The organism is Mesorhizobium sp. CA10, assembly GCF_020165285.1.
Lineage (GTDB): Bacteria > Pseudomonadota > Alphaproteobacteria > Rhizobiales > Rhizobiaceae > Mesorhizobium.
This window is the reverse complement of record NZ_JAIUHV010000005.1, coordinates 155957-175157: the sequence shown is the minus strand read 5'-3', so window position 1 is coordinate 175157 and position 19201 is coordinate 155957. Positions and strand designations below refer to the sequence as shown.

Here is a 19201-nt window from a genome sequence, read left to right as displayed (position 1 = left end):
GTTCGAAACATAGTCTGGAACCATGACAAACAGCGAAAACGCCACCGATCTCGCCCATCGTCTTGCCCCCGGCGCCGACGACGCGCCGGCCATCGCCGCGCCCGAACGGACGGCACTCTCGCATGGCGGGCTGCGCCGTCTGATCCATGAGACTGTTGCTCGGCTCAACGCGCTCGGCATCGGCCGCGGCGACCGCGTCGCCATCGTGCTGCCGAACGGCCCGGAAATGGCCACATCCTTCATCGCGGTGGCGGCGGCTGCGTCCACCGCCCCGCTCAACCCGGCCTACCGGGCCGACGAGCTCGATTTTTATCTCAGCGATATCGGCGTCAAGGCGATCCTCGTGAGCAAGGAGGAGGCAGGCCCCTCGGTCGAGGTTGCCGGGCGCCTCGGCATCCCGGTGCTGCGGCTGGTCGTGCCGGAGGGCGCGCCGTCTGGAACCTTCACGATCGAGGGTGAGCCGGTTGGATCGCCGGTCTCGTCTGGCTTCGCCGCGGAAAGCGATGTTGCGCTGCTGCTCCACACCTCCGGCACGACGTCGCGTCCGAAACTGGTGCCGCTCAGCCACGCCAACCTTGCGGCGTCGGCGGCACATATCGGCGCGACGCTCGGCCTGACACCGGCCGACCGCTGCCTCAACATCATGCCGCTGTTCCACATCCATGGGCTGATCGCCGCGGTGCTGTCCTCGCTCGCCGCCGGCGGCAGCGTCTTCTGCACGCCGGGCTTCAACGCGCTGCGTTTCTTCCAGTGGCTCTCCGAGGCCAAGCCCAGCTGGTACACCGCCGTGCCCACCATGCATCAGGCGATCCTACCGCGTGCCGCCCGCAATCCCGAGCAGCTTGCCGAGGCGAAGCTGCGCTTCATCCGCTCGTCGTCGGCGTCATTGCCGGCGCAAGTGATGGCCGAGTTGGAGAAGACCTTCGGCTGCCCGGTGATCGAGGCTTACGGCATGACGGAGGCCGCGCATCAGATGGCGTCCAACCGTTTGCCGCCGGGCGTGCGCAAGCCCGGCAGCGTCGGCGCGTCGGCCGGACCGGAAGTCGCCGTCATGGCGCCGGACGGGCGATTGCTCAAGCCCGGCGAAGTCGGCGAGATCGTCATTCGCGGACCGAACGTCACGGCAGGCTACGAGAAGAACCCGGATGCCAATGCCAGTGCCTTCGCCCATGGCTGGTTCCACACCGGCGACCAGGGCGTGCTTGACGAGGACAGCTATCTGCGCGTCACCGGCCGGCTGAAGGAGATCATCAACCGCGGCGGTGAGAAGATCTCGCCGCTCGAGGTCGACGGCGTCTTGATGGATCACCCGGCCGTGGCGCAGGTCGTCACCTTCGCCATGCCGCATGACAAGCTCGGCGAGGAGGTGGCGGCGGCCGTCGTGCTGCGCGAAGGCAAGAGCGCCAGCGAGGCCGATATCCGTGGCTTTGCATCGACCCGGCTCGCCGACTTCAAGGTGCCGCGCAAGGTGGTGATCCTCGACGAGATCCCGAAGGGCGCGACGGGCAAGCTGCAGCGCATCGGGCTGGCGGCCAAACTCGGGCTCGGCTGATGCGCGTTACAGTCTTTGGCGCCGGCGCCATTGGCGGCTATCTCGCCGCCAAGCTCGCGATCGCCGGCTCGGTCGATCTGTCGATCGTGGCGCGCGGCGCGCATCTGGAAGCGATCAAGGCCGGCGGCCTGCGCCTGATCGAGAACGGCAAGGAAACGGTGGCGCGGGTGAAAGCGGCGGCACGCGCCGAGGAGCTCGGCGCACAGGATTATGTCGTGCTGGCGCTGAAGGCGCATTCGCTGGCTCCGGCGCTGGACGAGATTGCGCCGCTCTTGGGCGAGGGGACAGTCGTCGTCACCATGCAGAACGGCGTGCCCTGGTGGTACTTCTACAAGGCGGGCGGCGCTCTCGAAGGCACGCGGCTGGACGCGGTCGATCCGGGCGGAGCGATCTGGCAGCGCATCAGGCCCGAGCGCGTCATCGGCTCCGTCGTCTATCCCGCTGTCGAGGTCGATGCGCCGGGCCTGATCCGCCATGTCGAAGGCACGCGCTTTTCGCTGGGCGAGCCTTCCGGCGAGAAGAGCGAGCGGGCAACCGCGCTTGCCCGCGAAATGGTCAAGGCCGGGCTGCAGGCGCCGGTGCGCGAGGACATCCGCTCGGAGATCTGGGTGAAGCTTTGGGGCAACCTCTCCTTCAACCCGATCTCGGCGCTGACCGGCGCCACGCTTGCGGCAATCGTCGGCGATGAAGCCACGCGCGCCGTCGCCCGCGCCATGATGCTGGAGGCGCAGGCGATCGGGGAGAAGCTCGGCGTGCGCTTCCTCATCCCCGTCGACCGGCGCATCAAGGGGGCCGGCGATGTCGGCGAGCACAAGACATCGATGCTGCAGGATCTCGAACGCGGTCGGCCGATGGAGATTGACGCGCTGGTCACCGCCGTGCAGGAACTCGGCCGCCTCACCGGCCAACCGACGCCGACCATCGACACCGTGCTGGCGCTGGTACGGCGGCTGGCGATCGAGCGCGGGTGTTATTGAGGAACGCCGGTCCTGAAAATCCGCCGCTTCACTCCAATTGCTCTCTAATTGCCACAATGAACAAAAATAGAACAAAAGGGTCTGGCCTGAATTGACTCCGCGAGGAACGCATTCCTATTTCGTAGGTCATGCCGGAGCCCAGCAGCCGAACCCGACGCGTCGTCCAGACGCTAAGCCGCGCCCATGACATTGGGCAGTTAATCCGCATCCGCTGCGTCAACTGCAACATCACGCGCCACTACCTCCCAGGAGACCTCCTCAAGCTCATGGGGGACATTCCGTTCTGGGACGTCGAGCGGCACATGCGGTGCGAGCGCTGCAAGCGGCGGGAGTTCGATGTGGACATTCTTCTGCCTAGCGCGGTGCAAGCCGTGAAAATACGCGTGAGGCGGCTTGTGGTGGTGCGTATGGTTCGGCGGGTGATCTGGCGGGACGATACGTAAGGAAGCAGGGCGGCCGTTCTGCTTTCACTTTGTGTTTTTGCACACAGCATGATTACTTGGTGTGGGGGTTCGCGGGAGAGGGTTGATGTTGAAAGCTACTGCTGTTGTCGCTTTGGTGGGATTCCTAAGCGGCTGGCCTCTCACCGCTCACGGGGAAGACGCGTCTCGCGAAAAATGTACCTGCGATGTTGAACACGGGCTCGTCCAGCAACATGGAGCGGTGGTGAACAACGCCACAGCCTGCTGGTCCACCGTAGATGTGCAGCGGCAGTGGTGCCAGATAACGGTGCAGGCTCTAGAGGGCGGTTCGCAGCACGAGGCCATCATCAGCGAGCTTATCAAAGCCGACGACCCAGCAAGCCTTGTCGCCCTCATACAAAAGCTAGCCGCTGGCTCGACATCAGGCAACGAGCAAAGCGAGGTTACGGAAGCAAAAACGGAACTCCCCGCTGTAATCAAGAGCTTCGATAAACTCGCGGTGACCTGTATCGACGGGTTCCTTAAACCCTCAGAAAATAAAGGGGACCGCACCAACATCCACGAGGACGCCTTTGACTGTAGCGTCGGCAGAGAAACTGGCTGGTTGCGGCTATCTTACAAGGTGGGCGAGGTTCAATTCGTATTTATGATTGCCCCGCATGCCTGATTCACCGAGGAACCCCTCTAAGTTGCCCTGGGCCACAGGAGCTTTGGGGTTTTTCCTTGGTGCGGTTTTGAGTGGCCCTCTAGGCAATCTCGGAACCTACCTTTGGGATCAAGGAAACGCTCTTGTCTTCCCGCCAATTCAGGGCATAACCGTAGACTTCAACGCCACCCGCGCTTGCTCACAAGGCAAACTCGTGGACATCCGCCAGTTGTTTGCAGACCCCAGCACGCCCCTGACTAACGGGGCCGACACGCTTCGTATCTGTGACGTGGAGTCCTTGCAAACGGTTCGCCCTAGCCTGCCATACGACCTGTCGAGACGCTTTCCTGGGTGCTTAGTCTGGCGGGGTAAAGAAAGTGGCGGGCTGATTATGGTGCGCAAGAGCGATGCGGTTTGTGCTGTGCCGGGCGGGAACGACTATGTCTGTGACGGACAGAAGGCTCGCCATTTTACGGGGACAAGCGCCATCGCGGACTCTGTTGACGCGGTGACGCCCTGTTCAGACGAAACCTTGCGCAAATTCGGGTTGAGACCCTGAGCGTGATCGACGTCTAGAATAGAGATCCTTGCGCCGGAGCCTGCTGCGGAAACTTGATCTGTGTGGCCGGCTTCTCGACTATCACCAAGGCATCGTCCGGGGCTGTCCGCTGCATGTGCCGAGCCTCCGACCATGGGGCCGTGAGCCAGGTTTCCACCTCCTCCTGTGTGTTGAGGATGACCGGCATAGCCTTCTCGTGGATGGGCGCTATGAGGGTGTTGGGCTTGGTCGTGAGGAAGCCGAAAAGCTCGAAGTCACCAGGTCCGTCCTTGACCCTGCGGACCCCTTGCCAGCGCGTCCATAGGCCGGCAAAGAAGAACAGCGGACGGTCCTCGCTTCGGGCAAACCAGTAGTTCCGCTGTATGCCCGTCTCGGGGTCTTTATCGCCGGGCGTGGGGCTCGGCTCGGCGAAGCTCGTCACCGGCACCACACAGCGGTTCTCCACGCCAACGTATTGCTGCCAATGGGCGTATTGGGGATTGCGGATATTGGTGGTGCCATAGTCCGCCTTGCTCTTCACCCGCTCCGCCGGTGTAGGCATGCCCCAGAGCAGCTTGGCAAGCTCCCGCTGGCCATCAGGGGCGTTGCGGACCACGGCCCCAGGCATGTTGGGGTAGACATCCAGCGAAGGCTCAAGGTTGCCCATGATGTCCCGCATTGCGCGGGTCCACTCGCGGATGGCGTCTTGGCTGGTGGTGATGTTGTAGAGGTTGCACATGCCCTAGGATGCCCCAGCGATCACCCGTAATCCAGAAACAAAAAATGGCCGACGGACCTGTACTGGTCGGTCGAACATGCCTGCATCTCGAGCCTGTCTAAGGTCTTCTGTTTGGGGTCCCACGTTGCCGGCCAACCGGCCGAGCACCCATGGTCCAATAGCTGCAAGGCGTTGGTGGAAACTGGATTGTTGGCCTTTGATGGCGCGGCATCATCATCCTGACACGATTTGTCACCTGCGGAGCGCCCGCCGCTGGTAGGCGCGCAATCAGTCCCTACCTTGATGTCTGGTCCAAACTGGGAGGAAATCATGACCACTGCCGAAATTGCCAAAGATTTCACCGAGCTCCTCAAGCGGGGCGACAGCCACGGCGCTGCCGCGAAATACAATGCCGATGACATCGTCAGCTACGAGGCGATGGAAGGGCCGATGGCCGTCTGCAACGGCAAGGAGGCCGTCAAGGAAAAGGGCGCCTGGTGGGAAGCCAACCACGAGGTTCATGGCGGCTCGATCGAAGGGCCATATGTCAATGGCGACCAGTTCGCCTTGCGCTTCAGCTTCGACGTGACACCCAAATCCACCGGCGAGCGCGTCAAGATGGAGGAGGTCGGCCTCTACACGGTCAAGAACGGCAAGATCAGCGAAGAGCGGTTCTACTACTGAGCCTTGCTGGGCTCTGAATGCCCTTCGCGCCGCGATTTAAAGAATCAGGCATGGCGGCCTCGGATGATGCCCTGGCCGCCATGCCAGCTTCTCAAATCGTCTTCACATAGGCCGCCAACTGGTCGGCTACCGTGCCCCAGCCGTCGAAGAAACCCATCTCCTCGTGGCTGTTGCGGGTCGCCTCGTCGCGATGGATGGCGGTGGCGGTGTAGCGCGTGCCCTTGCCCTCGGGCGTCAGCGTGATGATCGCGGTGATGAAGGGCTCGCCGGACGGCCGGTAGCCCGGCAGCAGCGCGTCGGTCCACACCAGCCGCTCGTTCGGCACGATCTCGAGATAGCAGCAATGGCGGTCGTTGACCTCCTTGCCGTCGGGCGATTGCATGCGCGTGCGGAACAGGCCTCCGGGCCTGAGGTCGATCTCGCAATCGGTGATGACCCACGGCTTCGGCGTGAACCACTGCTTGACATGCTCCGGCCGCGTCCAGGCGCGCCACAGCAACTCGCGCGGCGCGTCGAGGAAGCGCTCCAGCGTCAGGTCCAGTTTCGGGTTCGGCTTGATCGGATAGCTCACGTTTCACTCTCCTTGAGGCTCATCACATAGGCGTCGAACTGGTCGAGGCGGCGCTCCCACAGCGCGCGCTGTTCGGCGAGCCAGTTTTCGGCAAGCCTCAGCGGCTCGGGCGAAAGGCTGTAAGTCCTGACGCGTCCGGCCTTTTGCGACTGCACCAGCCCGCAACCTTCCAGCACCTTCAGGTGCTCGACGAAGGAGGGCAGCGCCATGCCGAAGGGCTCGGCCAGCTCGCTGACCGAGGCAGGGCTCCTGTTCAGCCGCTCCACCACGCGCCGGCGTGTCGGATCGGCCAGCGCGCGAAAGATGCCGTCAATGGGCGGCGGGTTCTGGCTTGTTGTGTGCAGGCTCATAGCTGTTCCTTCCGCGACCGTCGGCGGTCGGGCAATCTTTACGAGAAAATACTTAGGAAAAAACCTTAGTATTGGCAAGAGCCAAAATCGCACCGGAGCAAGGCGCTGGCAAAGCTTGTGGGGCCGGCCTAGGCTTCCGCCGGATTCGAATGTCCATCCGAGAGAGGCCCGCCTTGACCATCACCATGTACGGCATCACCACCTGCGACACGATCAAGAAGGCGCGTGTCTGGCTGGAGAGCCATGACGTGCCCTATCGCTTTCATGATTACCGGGCCGAGGGGATCGAGGCTGGCAAGCTGAACGGCTGGGTCGGCAAGGTCGGTTGGGAAAAGCTGCTCAACAAGAGCAGCACCACCTTTCGCGAGCTGCCGGAGGCGGACAAGGAAGGGCTGGACGAGAAGAAGGCCAAGAAGCTGATGCTCGCCAGGCCGACGATGATCAAGCGGCCGGTGCTGGAGGTGGGGGATCGGGTGTTTGTGGGATTCAAGCCGGAGGTTTATGAAGAGGCGGTGAAATAGTGCGCGACCGCGAAGCTGCCAATCTCCCCTTGTGGGCTACGGCATGCATGGCAGCTTGGCGTATGCATCGTCTAATGTAGCGCTGGTCGACCCCCACTCCGTCTCGGCTTCGCCGAGCCACCTCTCCCCCGATCGATGGGGGAGAGGAAAGGCGCCAAGCTTTTTGCCGTCAACGCTCGTCCGCAAGGCTCCCTTCCTTTCCCTCCGGAGGGGGGAAAGGTGGCGCTGCAAAGCAGCGACGGATTGGGGGAACCACGTGGCAATCAAGCCTCGGCCTGATCCGTTACGCCTGTCACACAAGACGTGTGCATAGTCTAGCCATTTCATGGGGAGATGTCAGGCAGGACAGAGAGGGGGCGAAGGAACGCTACGTCTCGATAATTATGCGTGGGCTTCCAAATACCCCGCCAGCGCCACCGCATTGTGCGCCTCGTCATGCGCGCCGTAGAGCAGCGTCACCTTGCCCTCCCGCAACAGGCCACGCAGCTGGGCCACGGCGTCGCCATTGGCGTCGAGTTCGGCCCGGTACCGCTTCTGGAACTCGGCCCAGCGCTCCGGCTCGTGCCCGAACCATTTGCGCAGCGCGTCGCTCGGCGCGATCTCCTTCAGCCAAAGCGTCAGTTCGGCGTCCTTCTTGCTGACGCCGCGCGGCCAGATGCGGTCGACCAGCACCCGCTGGCCGTCGGCTTTCGCCGGCGGCTCATAGACACGCTTCACCGCAATGTCGAAGGCCATCCTATCTCTCGTTGGCGAGAGAGCTGTTACGCCCACTCGCCCTTGCGCATCACCGGCACGCGGCCGCCATCCTTGCTCACGCCGTCAATGTCGATCTTGTCGGAGCCGATCATCCAGTCGATGTGGATGAAGCTCTTGTTGCCCCCGCGCTCCGCGATCTCGTCCTGGCTCAGCGACGCGCCGTTGACGAAGCATTTCGAATAGCACTGCCCGAGCGCGATGTGGCAGGCGGCGTTCTCGTCGAACAGCGTGTTGAAGAACAACAGCCCGCTCTTCGCGATCGGCGAGGAATGCGGCACCAGCGCCACCTCGCCGAGACGCCGCGCGCCTACATCGGTGTCCAGCACCTTCTGCAGCACGTCCTCGCCCTTCGAGGCCTTGGCCTCGACGATCCGCCCACCCTCGAAGCGCACCGAGATCTCGTCGATCAGCGTACCCTGATAGGAGAGCGGCTTGGTCGAGGAGACATGGCCCTCGACACGCCTCGCATGCGGCGTAGTGAACACCTCCTCGGTCGGAATGTTCGGGTTGCAGGTGATGCCGTTCTTCGCCGTCGAAGCGCCGCCCATCCATTCATGGCCATCCGCCAGCCCGACGGTCAGGTCTGTGCCCGGTCCGGTGAAATGCAGCGCGTGGAAACGGTGCTCGTTGAGCCACTTCGTGCGCTCGGCCAAGGCGGCGTTATGCGCCTTCCAGTTGCCGATCGGGTCCTCGACGTCGACCCGCGAGGCCGAGAAGATGGCGTCGGCAAGCTTCACCACCGCGACGTCGTCCGGCTCACCCGGAAACACCTGTTTTGCCCAGGCAAGGTCGGGATAGGCGACGATGTTCCAGTTGATGTCGAAGCCGGTGATCTTCTCCAGCGCCGGCTGGTAGGCCATCGAGTTCGCTTTGTTGGCGCGCGCCACCTTGGCCGGATCCTGGGACGAGAGCAGCGACGGATCCTCGCCGCGCACGGCGAGCCGCGCCGCATTGTTGGAGAACGCCTTCGCCATGCCTTCATAGAGCCAGCCGGCGGCGCGATCGAAGCCGGCGTCCGCCCCATAGCGAAAACGCGCCAGCGTGATCTCGTCGTCGTTGAAGATCGGCGTCACCAGCCCGGCGCCGGCCTTATAGGCGTGCTCGACGATGCGGCGGGTCAGCGGCAGCGCCGCGATCGAGGAGGTCAGCACAAGGTCCTGTCCGGGCTGTAATTGCAGTCCGACCTTGACGGCGACTTCCGCCAGCCTGTCGAGCTTCACCGGGTCGATGCTTGCCGAAACGCCGCGCGAATGTGTGGTCATGATCCTGCCTGCTATTTGTTGGGGTTCTCATCCTTACATAGACCGCTGCGATTGACCTTTCCACCGCGATCGAATGGGCCTGCTTTCAAGCATGACGGACCGCATTATTGGAAAGTGCGGAGCGGTTAAGCGGCGCTGTCCAGCGCCTGGAACTGCGCCACGGTCGCCTCGATCTCCTCGCGGATCCAGGCCTTGAAGTCGCGTACCTTGCGGCTTTCGCTCTTGGTAGCCGAGGTCACCAGCCAGTAACCCAGCCCGCTCTCGGCCCTGATTCCGAAGGGCGCGACCAGCCGGCCGTCGGCCAGCGCGTCGGCGGTCAGCAACTGCCAGGCGAGCATCACGCCATGGCCGGCGATCGCCGATTCCAGGCAAAGCATCGGATCGGTGAAGCGCGCCCCTTTCTGGAAGGTGACCGGCTCGACGCCGGCCGCCTCGAACCAGCCGTCCCAGCTGAACATCGCCCGCTCGTCGGTGATGGCGCAGGTCTGCGCCAGATCGCCGATCGACTTCAGCCTGGCCGCGATCGAGGGCGCGCAGACCGGAAACACTTCCTGGGCAAGCAGGAGCTCGGCGCGCCCGCCCGGCCATTTGCCGTCGCCAAGCCGGATGGCGATATCGATGTCGGACCGGTCGAGATCGGCGACCCTGGCGGAGGCGTCGATGCGCAACAGCACATTCGGGTGGCGCGCGAAATGCCGCGACAGCCGGGGCAGCAGCCATTTCGAGGCGAAAGCCGGCGCCACCGAGACGACCAGCGTGCACTCGTTGGCCTCGTCAGCCAGCGCCACGGCTTGAGCAAGCTCGCGGAAACCGGCGCTGAGCCGCGCCGTGAAGGCGGCGCCGAATTCCGTCGGCACGAGACCGCCCGGCGTGCGTTCGAACAGCGCCTGTCCCAACTGTTTTTCTGTGCGCTTGACCTGCTGGCTGACGGCGCTGACCGAGACATTCAACTCCGCGGCCGCGCCCGCCAGCGATCCCAGGCGGGCGACGGTTTCCACGGCGCGCAGGCCGTTGAGATGGACGCGGTTCAGCATAGCCATCCAGTTTTTCTAAAGTGAACGGACCGAAATTTCAATTGAAGCCCGACAGGAAACGGCAGAATTTACCTGGAACAGCCTTGAGCCATGAGGTGGCCCCATGAAGATTTTATCTTTTCTGAAAGGGTTTGCGGCACCGAGGCGAGGCCGCCCGAGGACGGCGAAATCACGCGCTGGATCATCGATCCGCTGTCGCATCCGACACCATGTCGGAGCGCGAGCTCGGCGACATGCCCTTCCGGCTGACGGCCCGCCGAACAGCTTACGAGACCGGCTGCCGTTGAAGTCACGTTGCCGCAGCGGCGGAAACCAAAGACAAACTAATGTGACCATTGTGCATAGCGTTGCCGGCGTCAGCGCTGCCCCTCATTGCCCTGCCGGGCATTTCTCCCCGTATAGAGACGGGGAGAAAGACGCTGTCATCGCCGCTTTCGCTAATTTTCAACGCTGTAGGATAATCGCCAGGGTTGCGGCCGGTTTCCTTCTCCCCGTCACTATACGGGGAGAAGGTGCCCGAAGCGCGGATGAGGGGCAGCGCTGACGCAGAAAGTTTCGCACCAATCCGATGCGATCGGTCCTTTCTACGATCGTGACACTGGCCCAACGCAAGCGCATTGTTTCACCTGCACATGCAATTATTGTGCGCTGCAATGAACGCCACGCCATCTCCCTTGCAGCTCGCTCTCGCCGGCATGGTCGCGCTCGCGGTCGCCATGGGCATCGGCCGCTTCGTCTACACGCCGATCCTGCCGGGCATGATGGAGGAGCTGCATTTGACGCCGGCCGATGCCGGTTGGATAGCTTCCGCCAATTATGTCGGCTACCTCATCGGCGCGCTTGCCGCGGCCGGTGGCTGGGCGCATGGCCGCGAGCGCATGCTGATGTTCGCCGGCCTCGCCGCCAGCGCCGTGCTCGCGGTCCTCATGGGGTTCAACGAGACGATGGCCGCCTTCCTCGTCATCCGCTTCCTGGCCGGCCTCGCCAGTGCCTTCGTTATGGTGTTCATGGCCTCGATCGTCTTCAGCCATCTGGCAGAGGCCGGCCGCGGCGATTTGCAAGCGCTGCATTTCGGCGGCGTGGGCCTCGGCATTGCCGCGTCCTCGGCGCTGCTGGCGATCCTCGTCTCCGAACACGCGGGCTGGGCCGCCGGCTGGCTCTGGTCCGGAGCGCTTTCGGCGCTTGGCCTGCTTGTCGTCGCGCTGCTCGCCGGCTCGACCATGCCGGCCAATGTCGCCAGCGGGCGCGAGCCGGCGCTGCCGAAGGACGGGTCCCTGGTGAAGTTGATCGTCGCCTATGGGCTGTTCGGCTTCGGCTATGTGGTGACCGCCACTTTCCTGGTCGCCATCGTCCGCCAGGGCGGCGGCGGGCGCGTCTTCGAGGCGACTGTCTGGATGGTCGCCGGTCTCGCTGGCTTTCCCTCGACTTGGGCGTGGCAGAAGCTCGCCGGCCGGCTAGGGCTCTATGCCGCTTATGCCGCGAGTTGCCTGGTCGAGGTGGTCGGCGTCACCGCCAGCGTCGTCGTCAAGGGCGCCGCCGGACCGTTGATCGCCGGCGTCCTGCTCGGCGGCACCTTCATCGCCATCACGGCGCTGGGCCTACAGATGGGCAGGCAGCTCGCGCCGCGGGCGCCGCGCCGCATCTTCGCGGTGATGACAGCGGCCTTCGGCCTTGGCCAGATCGTCGGCCCGATCGCCGCCGGCCTGCTCGCCCAGGCTTCGGGCAATTACGTGCTTGCTTCGATCATGGCAGCGTCGGCGGTGCTCGCCTCCGGCGTCATTGCTTGGTCGGCTGCGCCAAAATCGCCATGATTTGCGGTTTGTTCGATGCCGGGCGTCGGGCACGGGCATTTTCTTTCCCCCTAATGTGTGACTTTATGCCCGCCGAACAGCAATGCCGCTGATTGCGGTCAGACCGAGGAAACCCGCCACAGTGTTCGTATCCTTCTTCCCGCAGCCGAAGCTCTTCTTCACATCGGCGGCCGTCTGGAGCCTTGCCGCGATCCTGTTCTGGTTCTTCGGCGGCGAGCAGTTGGGCGCCGTCTTCGGCCTGCCGCCCGTGGCGGCCGGTTCGCCGCCGATCATCGGCATCGCGGTGCTGTGGTCGAAGCCGTTTCTGTGGTTCTACATGTACTTCGTGGCCTGCGTTGCGATCTTCTACGCCTTCTGGAGCTGGTACGCCCCGCACCCGTGGCAGAACTGGTCGATCCTGATGACCGCCGTCATCCTGTTCTTCATCTACTTCAACGTTCAGGTCTCGGTTGCGGTCAACAACTGGTATGGCCCGTTCTTCGATTATGTTCAGGGCTTGATGTCGGGAACGACGGCCTCGACCGACATCGAATTCTACAAGGGGTTGGCCGATTTCTCCTGGCTCGCGCTGGTCGGCATGAACGTGCAGGTGGTCAACGCCTTCATCGTCAGCCATTGGATCTTCCGCTGGCGCACCGCGATGAACGATTACTTCATGGCCAACTGGGGCCGGCTGCGCCACATCGAGGGCGCCTCGCAGCGTATCCAGGAAGACACGATGCGCTTCTCGCAGATCATGGAAGATCTCGGCTCGACTTTCGTTCAGTCGATCATGACATTGATCGCCTTTCTGCCGGTCTTGATTCAACTGCAGGCCCACATCACCGAATTGCCGATCATCGGCACGGTCCCGCAGCCGCTGGTCGTTGCCGCATTGGGCTGGTGTCTGTTCGGAACGATTTCCGTCATGGTGGCGGGTCTCAAGCTGCCGGGCCTGCAGTTCCGCAATCAGCGTGTCGAGGCAGCCTATCGCAAGGAACTGGTCTACGGCGAGGATCATCCCGATCGGGCGCAGCCGGCGACGACGACACAATTATTCGCCAATGTTCGCCGCAATTATTTCAAGCTATATTTCCACTACATCTATTTCAACGTCGTTCGTTACACCTACCTGCAGGCCGACAACATTTTTTCGTTGCTCATCCTTGGGCCCTCGCTGGTTGCGCATAAGATCACGTTCGGCGCCCTGAATCAGATATCGAACGCATTCGGCAAGGTGACGAATTCGCTGCAGTTCCTGTTGAATTCCTGGTCGACGATTGTTGAACTGCAGTCGGTGCACAAACGTTTGCGAGCCTTCGAAGCGACGTTGCAGGGCGAGCAACTGCCGACTATCGATCAGCACTATCTAGAGCGCGAGCAAGCTGGCATGCGTCCCGAAGATCAGCCGGCAGGCTAGAGCGCGGCCGGTCCAGTTAGCCGCCCACCGCCGCCTGCGCCTGCCCGGGCCGCTGGCGCGCGAGATAGTCGCGGAAACTGATGCACTCGACTTGCGGCATCACGCAGACCTCGCCGGCGAAGCGCTCCAGCGCGTTCCAGTAGGCGCCGTCGTTCATCAGGGTGAAGTGGAAGCCGAGTTCCAGCGGCAGGCGCTTGCCGTTGTACTGAGCCTCGAAAGCGGCGCGGAACGCCTGATAGGCGCGCTCGGTGAATGCGTTCGCCATGGCCGGCTTCTCGGTGCCGCCCGAGTGGCGGACATAAAGATTGTAATCCATGGCGACGACCGGCTTGGCCTTGTCTCCCTCCGGGATAAGCGGCAGGGCGAAGCGGGTTGTGCCATTCAGGGTTGGCGGCACGACCGGGCCGCTCGAGACGCCGCTCGCATCGTATTCAAAGCCGGCCTCGGGCAAGGCTTCGTAAAGCGCCTTATCGGTGGATAGATAGGGCGCGCGAAAACCGGTTACGGTATGGCGGGCGAAATTGCGCCAGCCGGCCGGCTCGGGAGAAATGCCGTTGATCGCATAGGCATTCTCGAAAATGCGCCGCGCGGACGCGAATTCGGCCAGCCAGTCGGCCTTGCTCCAGGCCTTGCCGTCGAAATGGCCGCAGGCATGGCTGCCGATGTCGTGGCCCTCGGCCGCGGCCAGCCGGACCTGCTCCAGCCGGTCGGCGACATCCTGCTTTGAGGCGCCGAAGCCGACATTGGATTTGCCGGCGGCCTTGCCGGGGCCGGCATAGTGCAGCCGCGTCTCGGGAGAGAGCAGGAAGACGCAGGACAGGAAATAGGTGAAATGCGCGCCCGTGCGCTTTGCCAGCGCCCGGCTGCGCTGCCATTGCGAGATATCGCGGGCGGCGTCGAAAGAGATCAGCACGACCTGCTTGGCCGGCGAAACGGTTGGCGATTTCGGCGGATCGGCGAAGGCGGCATTGGCTGAGGCGAGCGAGGCAAGACTGATCGCAAGGACGCGGTACGAACGAAGCATTGACAACCTTCTGGCGGGGACGTCTCCGGCCGATCGGAAGCCGGCTATCGCGCAAATGTGGCGCGGTTGCGTTCAGGTATGGACTGTGGGCGCCCGGCATTCTCAGCCGATTTTCCGGTCCGCCCCCTTCCATGCCGACGAAATTTCGCTAAAACGCGGGCTCAAGAAGCGCCCCCTCCTGGGGCCGCAATGGTTTTGATTGATGTCGGACGACAGTTTTATCCGCGAAGTCAACGAAGAGATTCGTCGCGAGCAGGCGCAGAAGCTATGGGACCGTTTCGGCCCGGCCATTCTCGGCCTTGCCATCCTGATCGTGCTCGGCACCGCCGCTGTCGTCGGCTACCGCTATTGGGACGAAACCCGCGCCAACCGCTCGGGCGACGCCTTCTCGGCGGCCCTCAAGCTCGCCAATGATGGCAAGAACGACGAAGCGATCGCCGCTCTCGACCAGCTGGAGAAGGACGGCTACGGCGCCTATCCGCTGCTCGCCCGCATGCGCGCCGCGACCGTCAAGGCCAACAAGGGCGACGTCGACGGCGCGGTCAAGGATTTCGACGAGGTCGCCGCCGACAACGCCATTCCTGCCGGCATTCGCGATATTGCGCGGCTGAGGGCGGCGCTCCTGCTCGTCGACCACGGCTCCTACGCCGATGTCTCCAGCCGCATCGAGGCGCTCACCGCCGATACCAATCCGCTGCGCCATTCGGCGCGCGAGGCGCTCGGCCTTGCCGCCTGGAAGGACGGCAAGTCGGCGGACGCGCTCAAACTGTTCGACCAGATCTCTTCGGATGAAGCCGCCCCGCGCAATGTGCGCCAGCGCGCGCAGCTGATGTCCGAGTTGATCCGCGGGTCGGGCAACGTGTCGTGATCCTGGATGGGCTTCAAAGTCGCCATCATCGGCCGGCCTAACGTCGGCAAATCGACTCTTTTCAATCGGCTGGTCGGAAAGAAGCTGGCGCTTGTCGACGACACGCCTGGTGTAACGCGCGACCGCCGCGTTCATGCGGCAAAACTTTACGATCTTCATTTCGATGTCATCGACACCGCCGGCTTCGAGGACGCGGCGGCTTCGACGCTGCCCGGCCGCATGCGCCAGCAGACCGAAATCGCCATTCGCGAAGCCGACCTCATCTTCTTCACCGTCGATGCCAGGTCGGGCCTGATGCCCGACGACCGCACCTTCGCCGAAGTGGTGCGCAAATCGGGCAAGCCGGTGGTGCTCGTCGCCAACAAGGCAGAGGCGCGTGGCGCTCAGGGGGGCATGCTGGAAGCCTGGGAGCTCGGCCTCGGCGAGCCGATCCCGATCTCGGCCGAGCACGGCCAGGGCATGCCGGATCTGCGCGATGCGGTGATTGAAGCGCTCGGCCAGGAACGCGCTTTCGGCGAGGATGAGGAAGACGAAGCCGGCGAGATCGCCGCCAGCGAGGTTCTGATCGGCGAGGACATCGCCGACCCGGATGCTGAAGCGCCCTATGACGACACCAAGCCGCTGCGCATCGCCGTCGTCGGCCGCCCGAACGCCGGCAAGTCGACGCTGATCAATGCGCTGATCGGCGAGGAGCGGCTGCTCACCGGTCCGGAAGCCGGCATTACCCGCGATTCGATCTCGGTCGACTGGGACTGGCGTGGCCGCAGGATAAAGCTGTTCGACACGGCCGGCATGCGCCGCAAATCCAGGATCCATGAAAAGCTGGAAGTGCTCTCGGTGCAGGATGGCCTGCGCGCCATCCGCTTCGCCGAGATCGTCATCATCATGCTCGACGCCACCATCCCGTTCGAGAAGCAGGATCTGCAGATCGCCGATCTCATCATCCGCGAGGGCAGGGCGCCGGTGATCGCCTTCAACAAATGGGACCTGATCGACAATCCGCAGGAGCTGCTGGCCGAGCTGCGCGAAAAGACCGAGCGGCTCCTGCCGCAAGTGCGCGGCATCCAGGCGGTGACGGTCTCGGCCGAGACCGGGCGCGGCCTCGACCGGCTGATGGAAAGCGTCATCAAGACGCATAAGGTCTGGAACAGCCGTGTCTCTACCGGCAAGCTCAACCGCTGGCTGGAAGGCATCCTCGCGCATCACCCGCCGCCCGCCGTCGCCGGCCGCCGGCTGAAGATCAAATACGTCACGCAGGCCAAGACCCGCCCGCCGGGCTTCGTCGTCTCCTGCTCCCGCCCGGATGCCATGCCGCAATCCTATGTCCGCTATTTGACCAACAGCCTGCGCGAGGCCTTCGACATGCCAGGCGTGCCGATCCGCATGGCGCTGCGCACCTCGGACAATCCGTTTGCAGGCAGGGCGAAGAAGCGGTGACTTCTGGGAAAGCGCCGACGCTGATCCCTCGTCATCCACGGGCGAAGCAAGGAGCGAAGCGACGCGCGTAGACCCGAGGATCCATTCCGTGACTTAGAAGCGCCGCGACGATTCAGAATTCTGCTCCGCTGCATTCCTCGCGCGAAGTAACGGAATGGATTCTCGGGTCTGCGCTGCGTCGCTCCGCTCCTTGCTTCGCCCTAGAATGACGATGTCGAAAGGCGTCGGCTAAGACGCTAAGCGGCCTCCCGCAGTCCATCGCCGGTTCGCGTCCCCTCCGGCAGCGTCTCCAGCGCCGCCTGCAGCAATATCTCCGCCAGCCGCGCTGCCACCGGGTCGAGCTCGGCGTCCTTCCGGTGCAGGTGCAGCGCCATCGTCGGCAGGGCAGGAAGCCCGAGGACTCCCGGCGCGATCGCCCTGACATTGGCAGGCAGGCCGATATCGGTGCGGATCGTCAGGCCGAGGCCCGCCGCCACCGCCGCCCAGATGCCGCCGAGGGAAGGACTCGAGAAGGACATGCGCCAGGGCATGCCCGCGCGATCGAGTGTCTCGGTCGCCACGGTTCTGAGCAGGCACGGCGCCTCGAACACCACCAGCGGCAGCGGCTCGCCATTGCGCGGACCAGCCTCGATCGGCTTGGCCGGGCCTATCCAGCGCGCCGGCACGTCGGCGACATGGCGGCTATAGGGCAGGGCCATGCCGTCATGCCAGGCAAGCGCGATGTCGAGATTACCTGACAGGACACGCTCGGCAAGGTCGTGGCTGCGGCCGATCCGTGCTTCGATGCGGACCTTGGGATGGGCGCGGGCGAAGCGGCCGAGCACGTCGGGCAGCACGGCCTCGCCGAAATCCTCCTGCAGGCCGAGCCGTACCCAGCCTTCCAGCTCGACGTCGCGGATGGCGGAGGCCGCCTCGTCGTTGAGCTCGATCAGCCGCCGCGCATAGCCGAGCATCGTCTCGCCGGCTTCGGTGAGCGCCAGACCGCGCCCTGCCTTGCGGAAGACCGGCGTGTCCGCCTGCTCCTCCAGCTTCTTCAGTTGCGCGCTGACCGCGGATGTCGAGCGGCCAAGCCGTTCGGCCGCCTTGGCGAAGCTGCCCAGCTCCATGCCGGTGACGAAGGTTCTGAGGACATCGAGGTCGAAAGTGACGCGGCGCATCGGGATAGTCCTGATTTTCAGGATTGTTGGTGAAAAACTTCCTGATTTTATGGATGAAGCTACGGCGCTACATCCGGTCCGTCAAGCCGTCAGCCGGCCATCACAGGAATGGAGCCATGTCCGCCATCGTCACACGAAATGTCTGCCAGCCGCCCGCGGGAGACATTGCCAGCGCCTCAGCCCGCCGCGCCTTCGGCCCCAACCATCGCTGGAAGGTGCTGGGCATCGGCGTCGCCGCCAATGCCGGCTTCTCCGCCACCTTCTCCGGCATTCCGGCAACCGCGGTGGTGATGCGCCAGGGCTACCACCTCGACAATGCCTCGCTGGGCTTGGCATTGGGTCTACTCGGTCTGGGCGTGGCGCTGAGCGAGCTGCCCTGGGGCGTGCTCACGGACCGCTGGGGCGACCGCCGCGTGCTCCTGACCGGGCTCGGGGCGACGGCCGCATGGCTTTTCATCATGGCGCTGCTTGTCGTGCCGACGAAAATGGCCGTTCCCGGCGTCGCGCTGCTGTCGGCAAGCCTGCTCGTCGTCGGCCTGCTCGGCGGCAGCGTCAACGGTTCCAGCGGCCGCGCCATCATGGGCTGGTTCGGCGAGGGCGAGCGCGGCTTCGCCATGAGCATCAGGCAGACGGCGGTGCCGCTCGGCGGCGGGCTGGGCGCGCTTGTCCTGCCGTCGCTGGCGTTGAGTTTGGGCTTTACGGCGGTCTTCGGCCTGCTTGCTGTCGTCTCCGCGCTTTCGGCCTGGTTTGCTTGGCGCTGGCTGCACGAGCCGCCAGTGGAAAGCGGCGCTCACCCCGCCACGGCGACACTTGGCCCGGCGCCGTTGCGCAACATCGAGGTATGGCGCATCTCGACCGCCATCGGCCTGCTCTGCTTCCCGCAGGTCGCGGTGCTGACCTTCGCCTCGGTCTTCCTGCATGACTTCGCCGGCATGGGCACCTTTGTGACCAGCGCCAGCCTTGCCGCTGTGCAGGCCGGCGCCATGGCGATGCGTGTCTGGAGCGGGCGCTTCACCGACCGCCACCGCAACCGTCGCCCGTTCCTGAAACTCTGCAGCGCGCTGAGCGCATTTGCCTTCCTGGCTCTGTGGCTGCTGGTGATCGGCGCTGCCGGCGCGCCGTGGCTGCTGGCGCTGCTTCCACTGATGGTCATCGTCGCCGGCATATCCGTCTCGGCCTGGCACGGCGTCGCCTATACCGAGCTTGCCACCCTTGCCGGCGCCGGCCATGTCGGCACCGCGCTCAGCCTGGCCAACAGTTTTGTGTTCATCGGCTTCTGCCTGGTGCCGATCGCCATTCCATGGCTGCTGGTGGTCTTCGCATGGCCCGGCGTGTGGCTCGCGGCCGCGATCTGCGCGGCGCTCGCGTGGCCCATCTTCCTGCGCCCCGCCTGATTCGCCCAAACTGATGCACCCACCCAGGCCTGATTCTTCATCGGCCCGCTGTGGAAATTGCAAGCCGGCTTGCCTCAAAC

General features: G+C 64.1%; 18 protein-coding genes. 10 read left to right on the top strand and 8 right to left on the bottom strand.

Annotated elements, in window-relative coordinates; genetic code table 11:
- Window positions 1-22 precede the first annotated feature (22 nt).
- The 3 genes from LB535_RS13210 to LB535_RS13200 all read left to right on the top strand — a co-directional run bounded on the left by LB535_RS13210 (window position 23) and on the right by LB535_RS13200 (window position 3618).
- Window positions 23-1552 carry an acyl--CoA ligase gene (locus tag LB535_RS13210; RefSeq protein WP_224632493.1) on the top strand — a complete coding sequence of 510 codons (1530 nt, stop codon included), beginning with the start codon at window positions 23-25 and terminating at the stop codon, window positions 1550-1552.
- A complete protein-coding gene (locus LB535_RS13205) occupies window positions 1552-2529 on the top strand; it encodes a 2-dehydropantoate 2-reductase (protein ID WP_224632492.1) in 978 nt (325 codons plus the stop codon). The genes LB535_RS13210 and LB535_RS13205 overlap by 1 nt, the downstream gene beginning before the upstream one ends.
- A gap of 528 nt (window positions 2530-3057) precedes the next feature.
- A complete protein-coding gene (locus LB535_RS13200) occupies window positions 3058-3618 on the top strand; it encodes a hypothetical protein (RefSeq protein ID WP_224632491.1) in 561 nt (186 codons plus the stop codon).
- A gap of 551 nt (window positions 3619-4169) precedes the next feature.
- On the opposite strand, the gene LB535_RS13195 is transcribed toward LB535_RS13200, so the two are convergent.
- Window positions 4170-4874 carry an SOS response-associated peptidase gene (locus tag LB535_RS13195; protein ID WP_224632490.1) on the bottom strand — a complete coding sequence of 235 codons (705 nt, stop codon included), beginning with the start codon at window positions 4872-4874 and terminating at the stop codon, window positions 4170-4172.
- A gap of 309 nt (window positions 4875-5183) precedes the next feature.
- Here LB535_RS13195 and LB535_RS13190 point away from each other — a divergent pair, with 309 nt between their 5' ends.
- Window positions 5184-5537, top strand: coding sequence for a nuclear transport factor 2 family protein (locus tag LB535_RS13190; protein WP_224632489.1), 354 nt, complete (start codon window positions 5184-5186; stop codon window positions 5535-5537).
- A gap of 91 nt (window positions 5538-5628) precedes the next feature.
- On the opposite strand, the gene LB535_RS13185 is transcribed toward LB535_RS13190, so the two are convergent.
- Both LB535_RS13185 and LB535_RS13180 read right to left on the bottom strand, forming a co-directional pair.
- Window positions 5629-6108, bottom strand: a complete 480-nt coding sequence (locus LB535_RS13185) for an SRPBCC family protein (protein WP_224632488.1) — start codon at window positions 6106-6108, stop codon at window positions 5629-5631.
- The gene (locus LB535_RS13180; RefSeq protein ID WP_224630463.1) at window positions 6105-6458 is read right to left on the bottom strand and encodes an ArsR/SmtB family transcription factor; all 354 of its coding nucleotides are present in this window, start codon (window positions 6456-6458) and stop codon (window positions 6105-6107) included. Before LB535_RS13180 ends, LB535_RS13185 begins: the two co-directional genes overlap by 4 nt.
- A 173-nt stretch (window positions 6459-6631) precedes the next feature.
- Here LB535_RS13180 and LB535_RS13175 point away from each other — a divergent pair, with 173 nt between their 5' ends.
- On the top strand, window positions 6632-6979 hold the full coding sequence (locus LB535_RS13175) for an ArsC family reductase (RefSeq protein WP_224632487.1): 348 nt from the start codon (window positions 6632-6634) through the stop codon (window positions 6977-6979).
- A gap of 381 nt (window positions 6980-7360) precedes the next feature.
- Here LB535_RS13175 and LB535_RS13170 read toward each other — a convergent pair whose 3' ends face one another.
- The 3 genes from LB535_RS13170 to LB535_RS13160 form a co-directional block, all read right to left on the bottom strand.
- Window positions 7361-7714: a DUF488 domain-containing protein gene (locus tag LB535_RS13170; RefSeq protein WP_224632486.1), complete on the bottom strand. Its 354-nt coding sequence runs from the start codon at window positions 7712-7714 to the stop codon at window positions 7361-7363.
- A gap of 26 nt (window positions 7715-7740) precedes the next feature.
- Complete coding sequence (locus tag LB535_RS13165; protein WP_224632485.1) at window positions 7741-8997, bottom strand: aminopeptidase; 1257 nt, start codon at window positions 8995-8997, stop codon at window positions 7741-7743.
- A gap of 125 nt (window positions 8998-9122) precedes the next feature.
- Window positions 9123-10037 carry a LysR substrate-binding domain-containing protein gene (locus tag LB535_RS13160; protein ID WP_224632484.1) on the bottom strand — a complete coding sequence of 305 codons (915 nt, stop codon included), beginning with the start codon at window positions 10035-10037 and terminating at the stop codon, window positions 9123-9125.
- A 647-nt stretch (window positions 10038-10684) separates the two neighbouring features.
- Here LB535_RS13160 and LB535_RS13155 point away from each other — a divergent pair.
- Both LB535_RS13155 and sbmA read left to right on the top strand, forming a co-directional pair.
- Window positions 10685-11842, top strand: coding sequence for a YbfB/YjiJ family MFS transporter (locus LB535_RS13155; RefSeq protein WP_224632483.1), 1158 nt, complete (start codon window positions 10685-10687; stop codon window positions 11840-11842).
- A gap of 121 nt (window positions 11843-11963) precedes the next feature.
- Complete coding sequence (gene sbmA / locus LB535_RS13150) at window positions 11964-13241, top strand: peptide antibiotic transporter SbmA (protein WP_224632482.1); 1278 nt, start codon at window positions 11964-11966, stop codon at window positions 13239-13241.
- 16 nt (window positions 13242-13257) lie between these two features.
- On the opposite strand, the gene LB535_RS13145 is transcribed toward sbmA, so the two are convergent.
- Window positions 13258-14265, bottom strand: a complete 1008-nt coding sequence (locus tag LB535_RS13145) for a polysaccharide deacetylase family protein (RefSeq protein ID WP_224632481.1) — start codon at window positions 14263-14265, stop codon at window positions 13258-13260.
- A 202-nt stretch (window positions 14266-14467) separates the two neighbouring features.
- Between LB535_RS13145 and LB535_RS13140 the strand changes: the two genes are divergently transcribed.
- Together LB535_RS13140 and der are read left to right on the top strand one after the other, a co-directional pair.
- Window positions 14468-15133, top strand: a complete 666-nt coding sequence (locus LB535_RS13140) for a tetratricopeptide repeat protein (protein ID WP_095768728.1) — start codon at window positions 14468-14470, stop codon at window positions 15131-15133.
- Window positions 15134-15139: 6 nt separating this feature from the next.
- Window positions 15140-16570 (top strand): ribosome biogenesis GTPase Der, encoded by a 1431-nt coding sequence (gene der / locus LB535_RS13135; RefSeq protein ID WP_224632480.1) that lies wholly within the window; start codon window positions 15140-15142, stop codon window positions 16568-16570.
- A gap of 236 nt (window positions 16571-16806) precedes the next feature.
- Here der and LB535_RS13130 read toward each other — a convergent pair whose 3' ends face one another.
- Complete coding sequence (locus LB535_RS13130) at window positions 16807-17727, bottom strand: LysR substrate-binding domain-containing protein (protein WP_224632479.1); 921 nt, start codon at window positions 17725-17727, stop codon at window positions 16807-16809.
- A 116-nt stretch (window positions 17728-17843) separates the two neighbouring features.
- On the opposite strand from LB535_RS13130, the gene LB535_RS13125 reads away from it, so the two are divergent.
- A complete protein-coding gene (locus LB535_RS13125; protein ID WP_224632478.1) occupies window positions 17844-19121 on the top strand; it encodes an MFS transporter in 1278 nt (425 codons plus the stop codon).
- The last annotated feature ends 80 nt before the right edge of the window (window positions 19122-19201 follow it).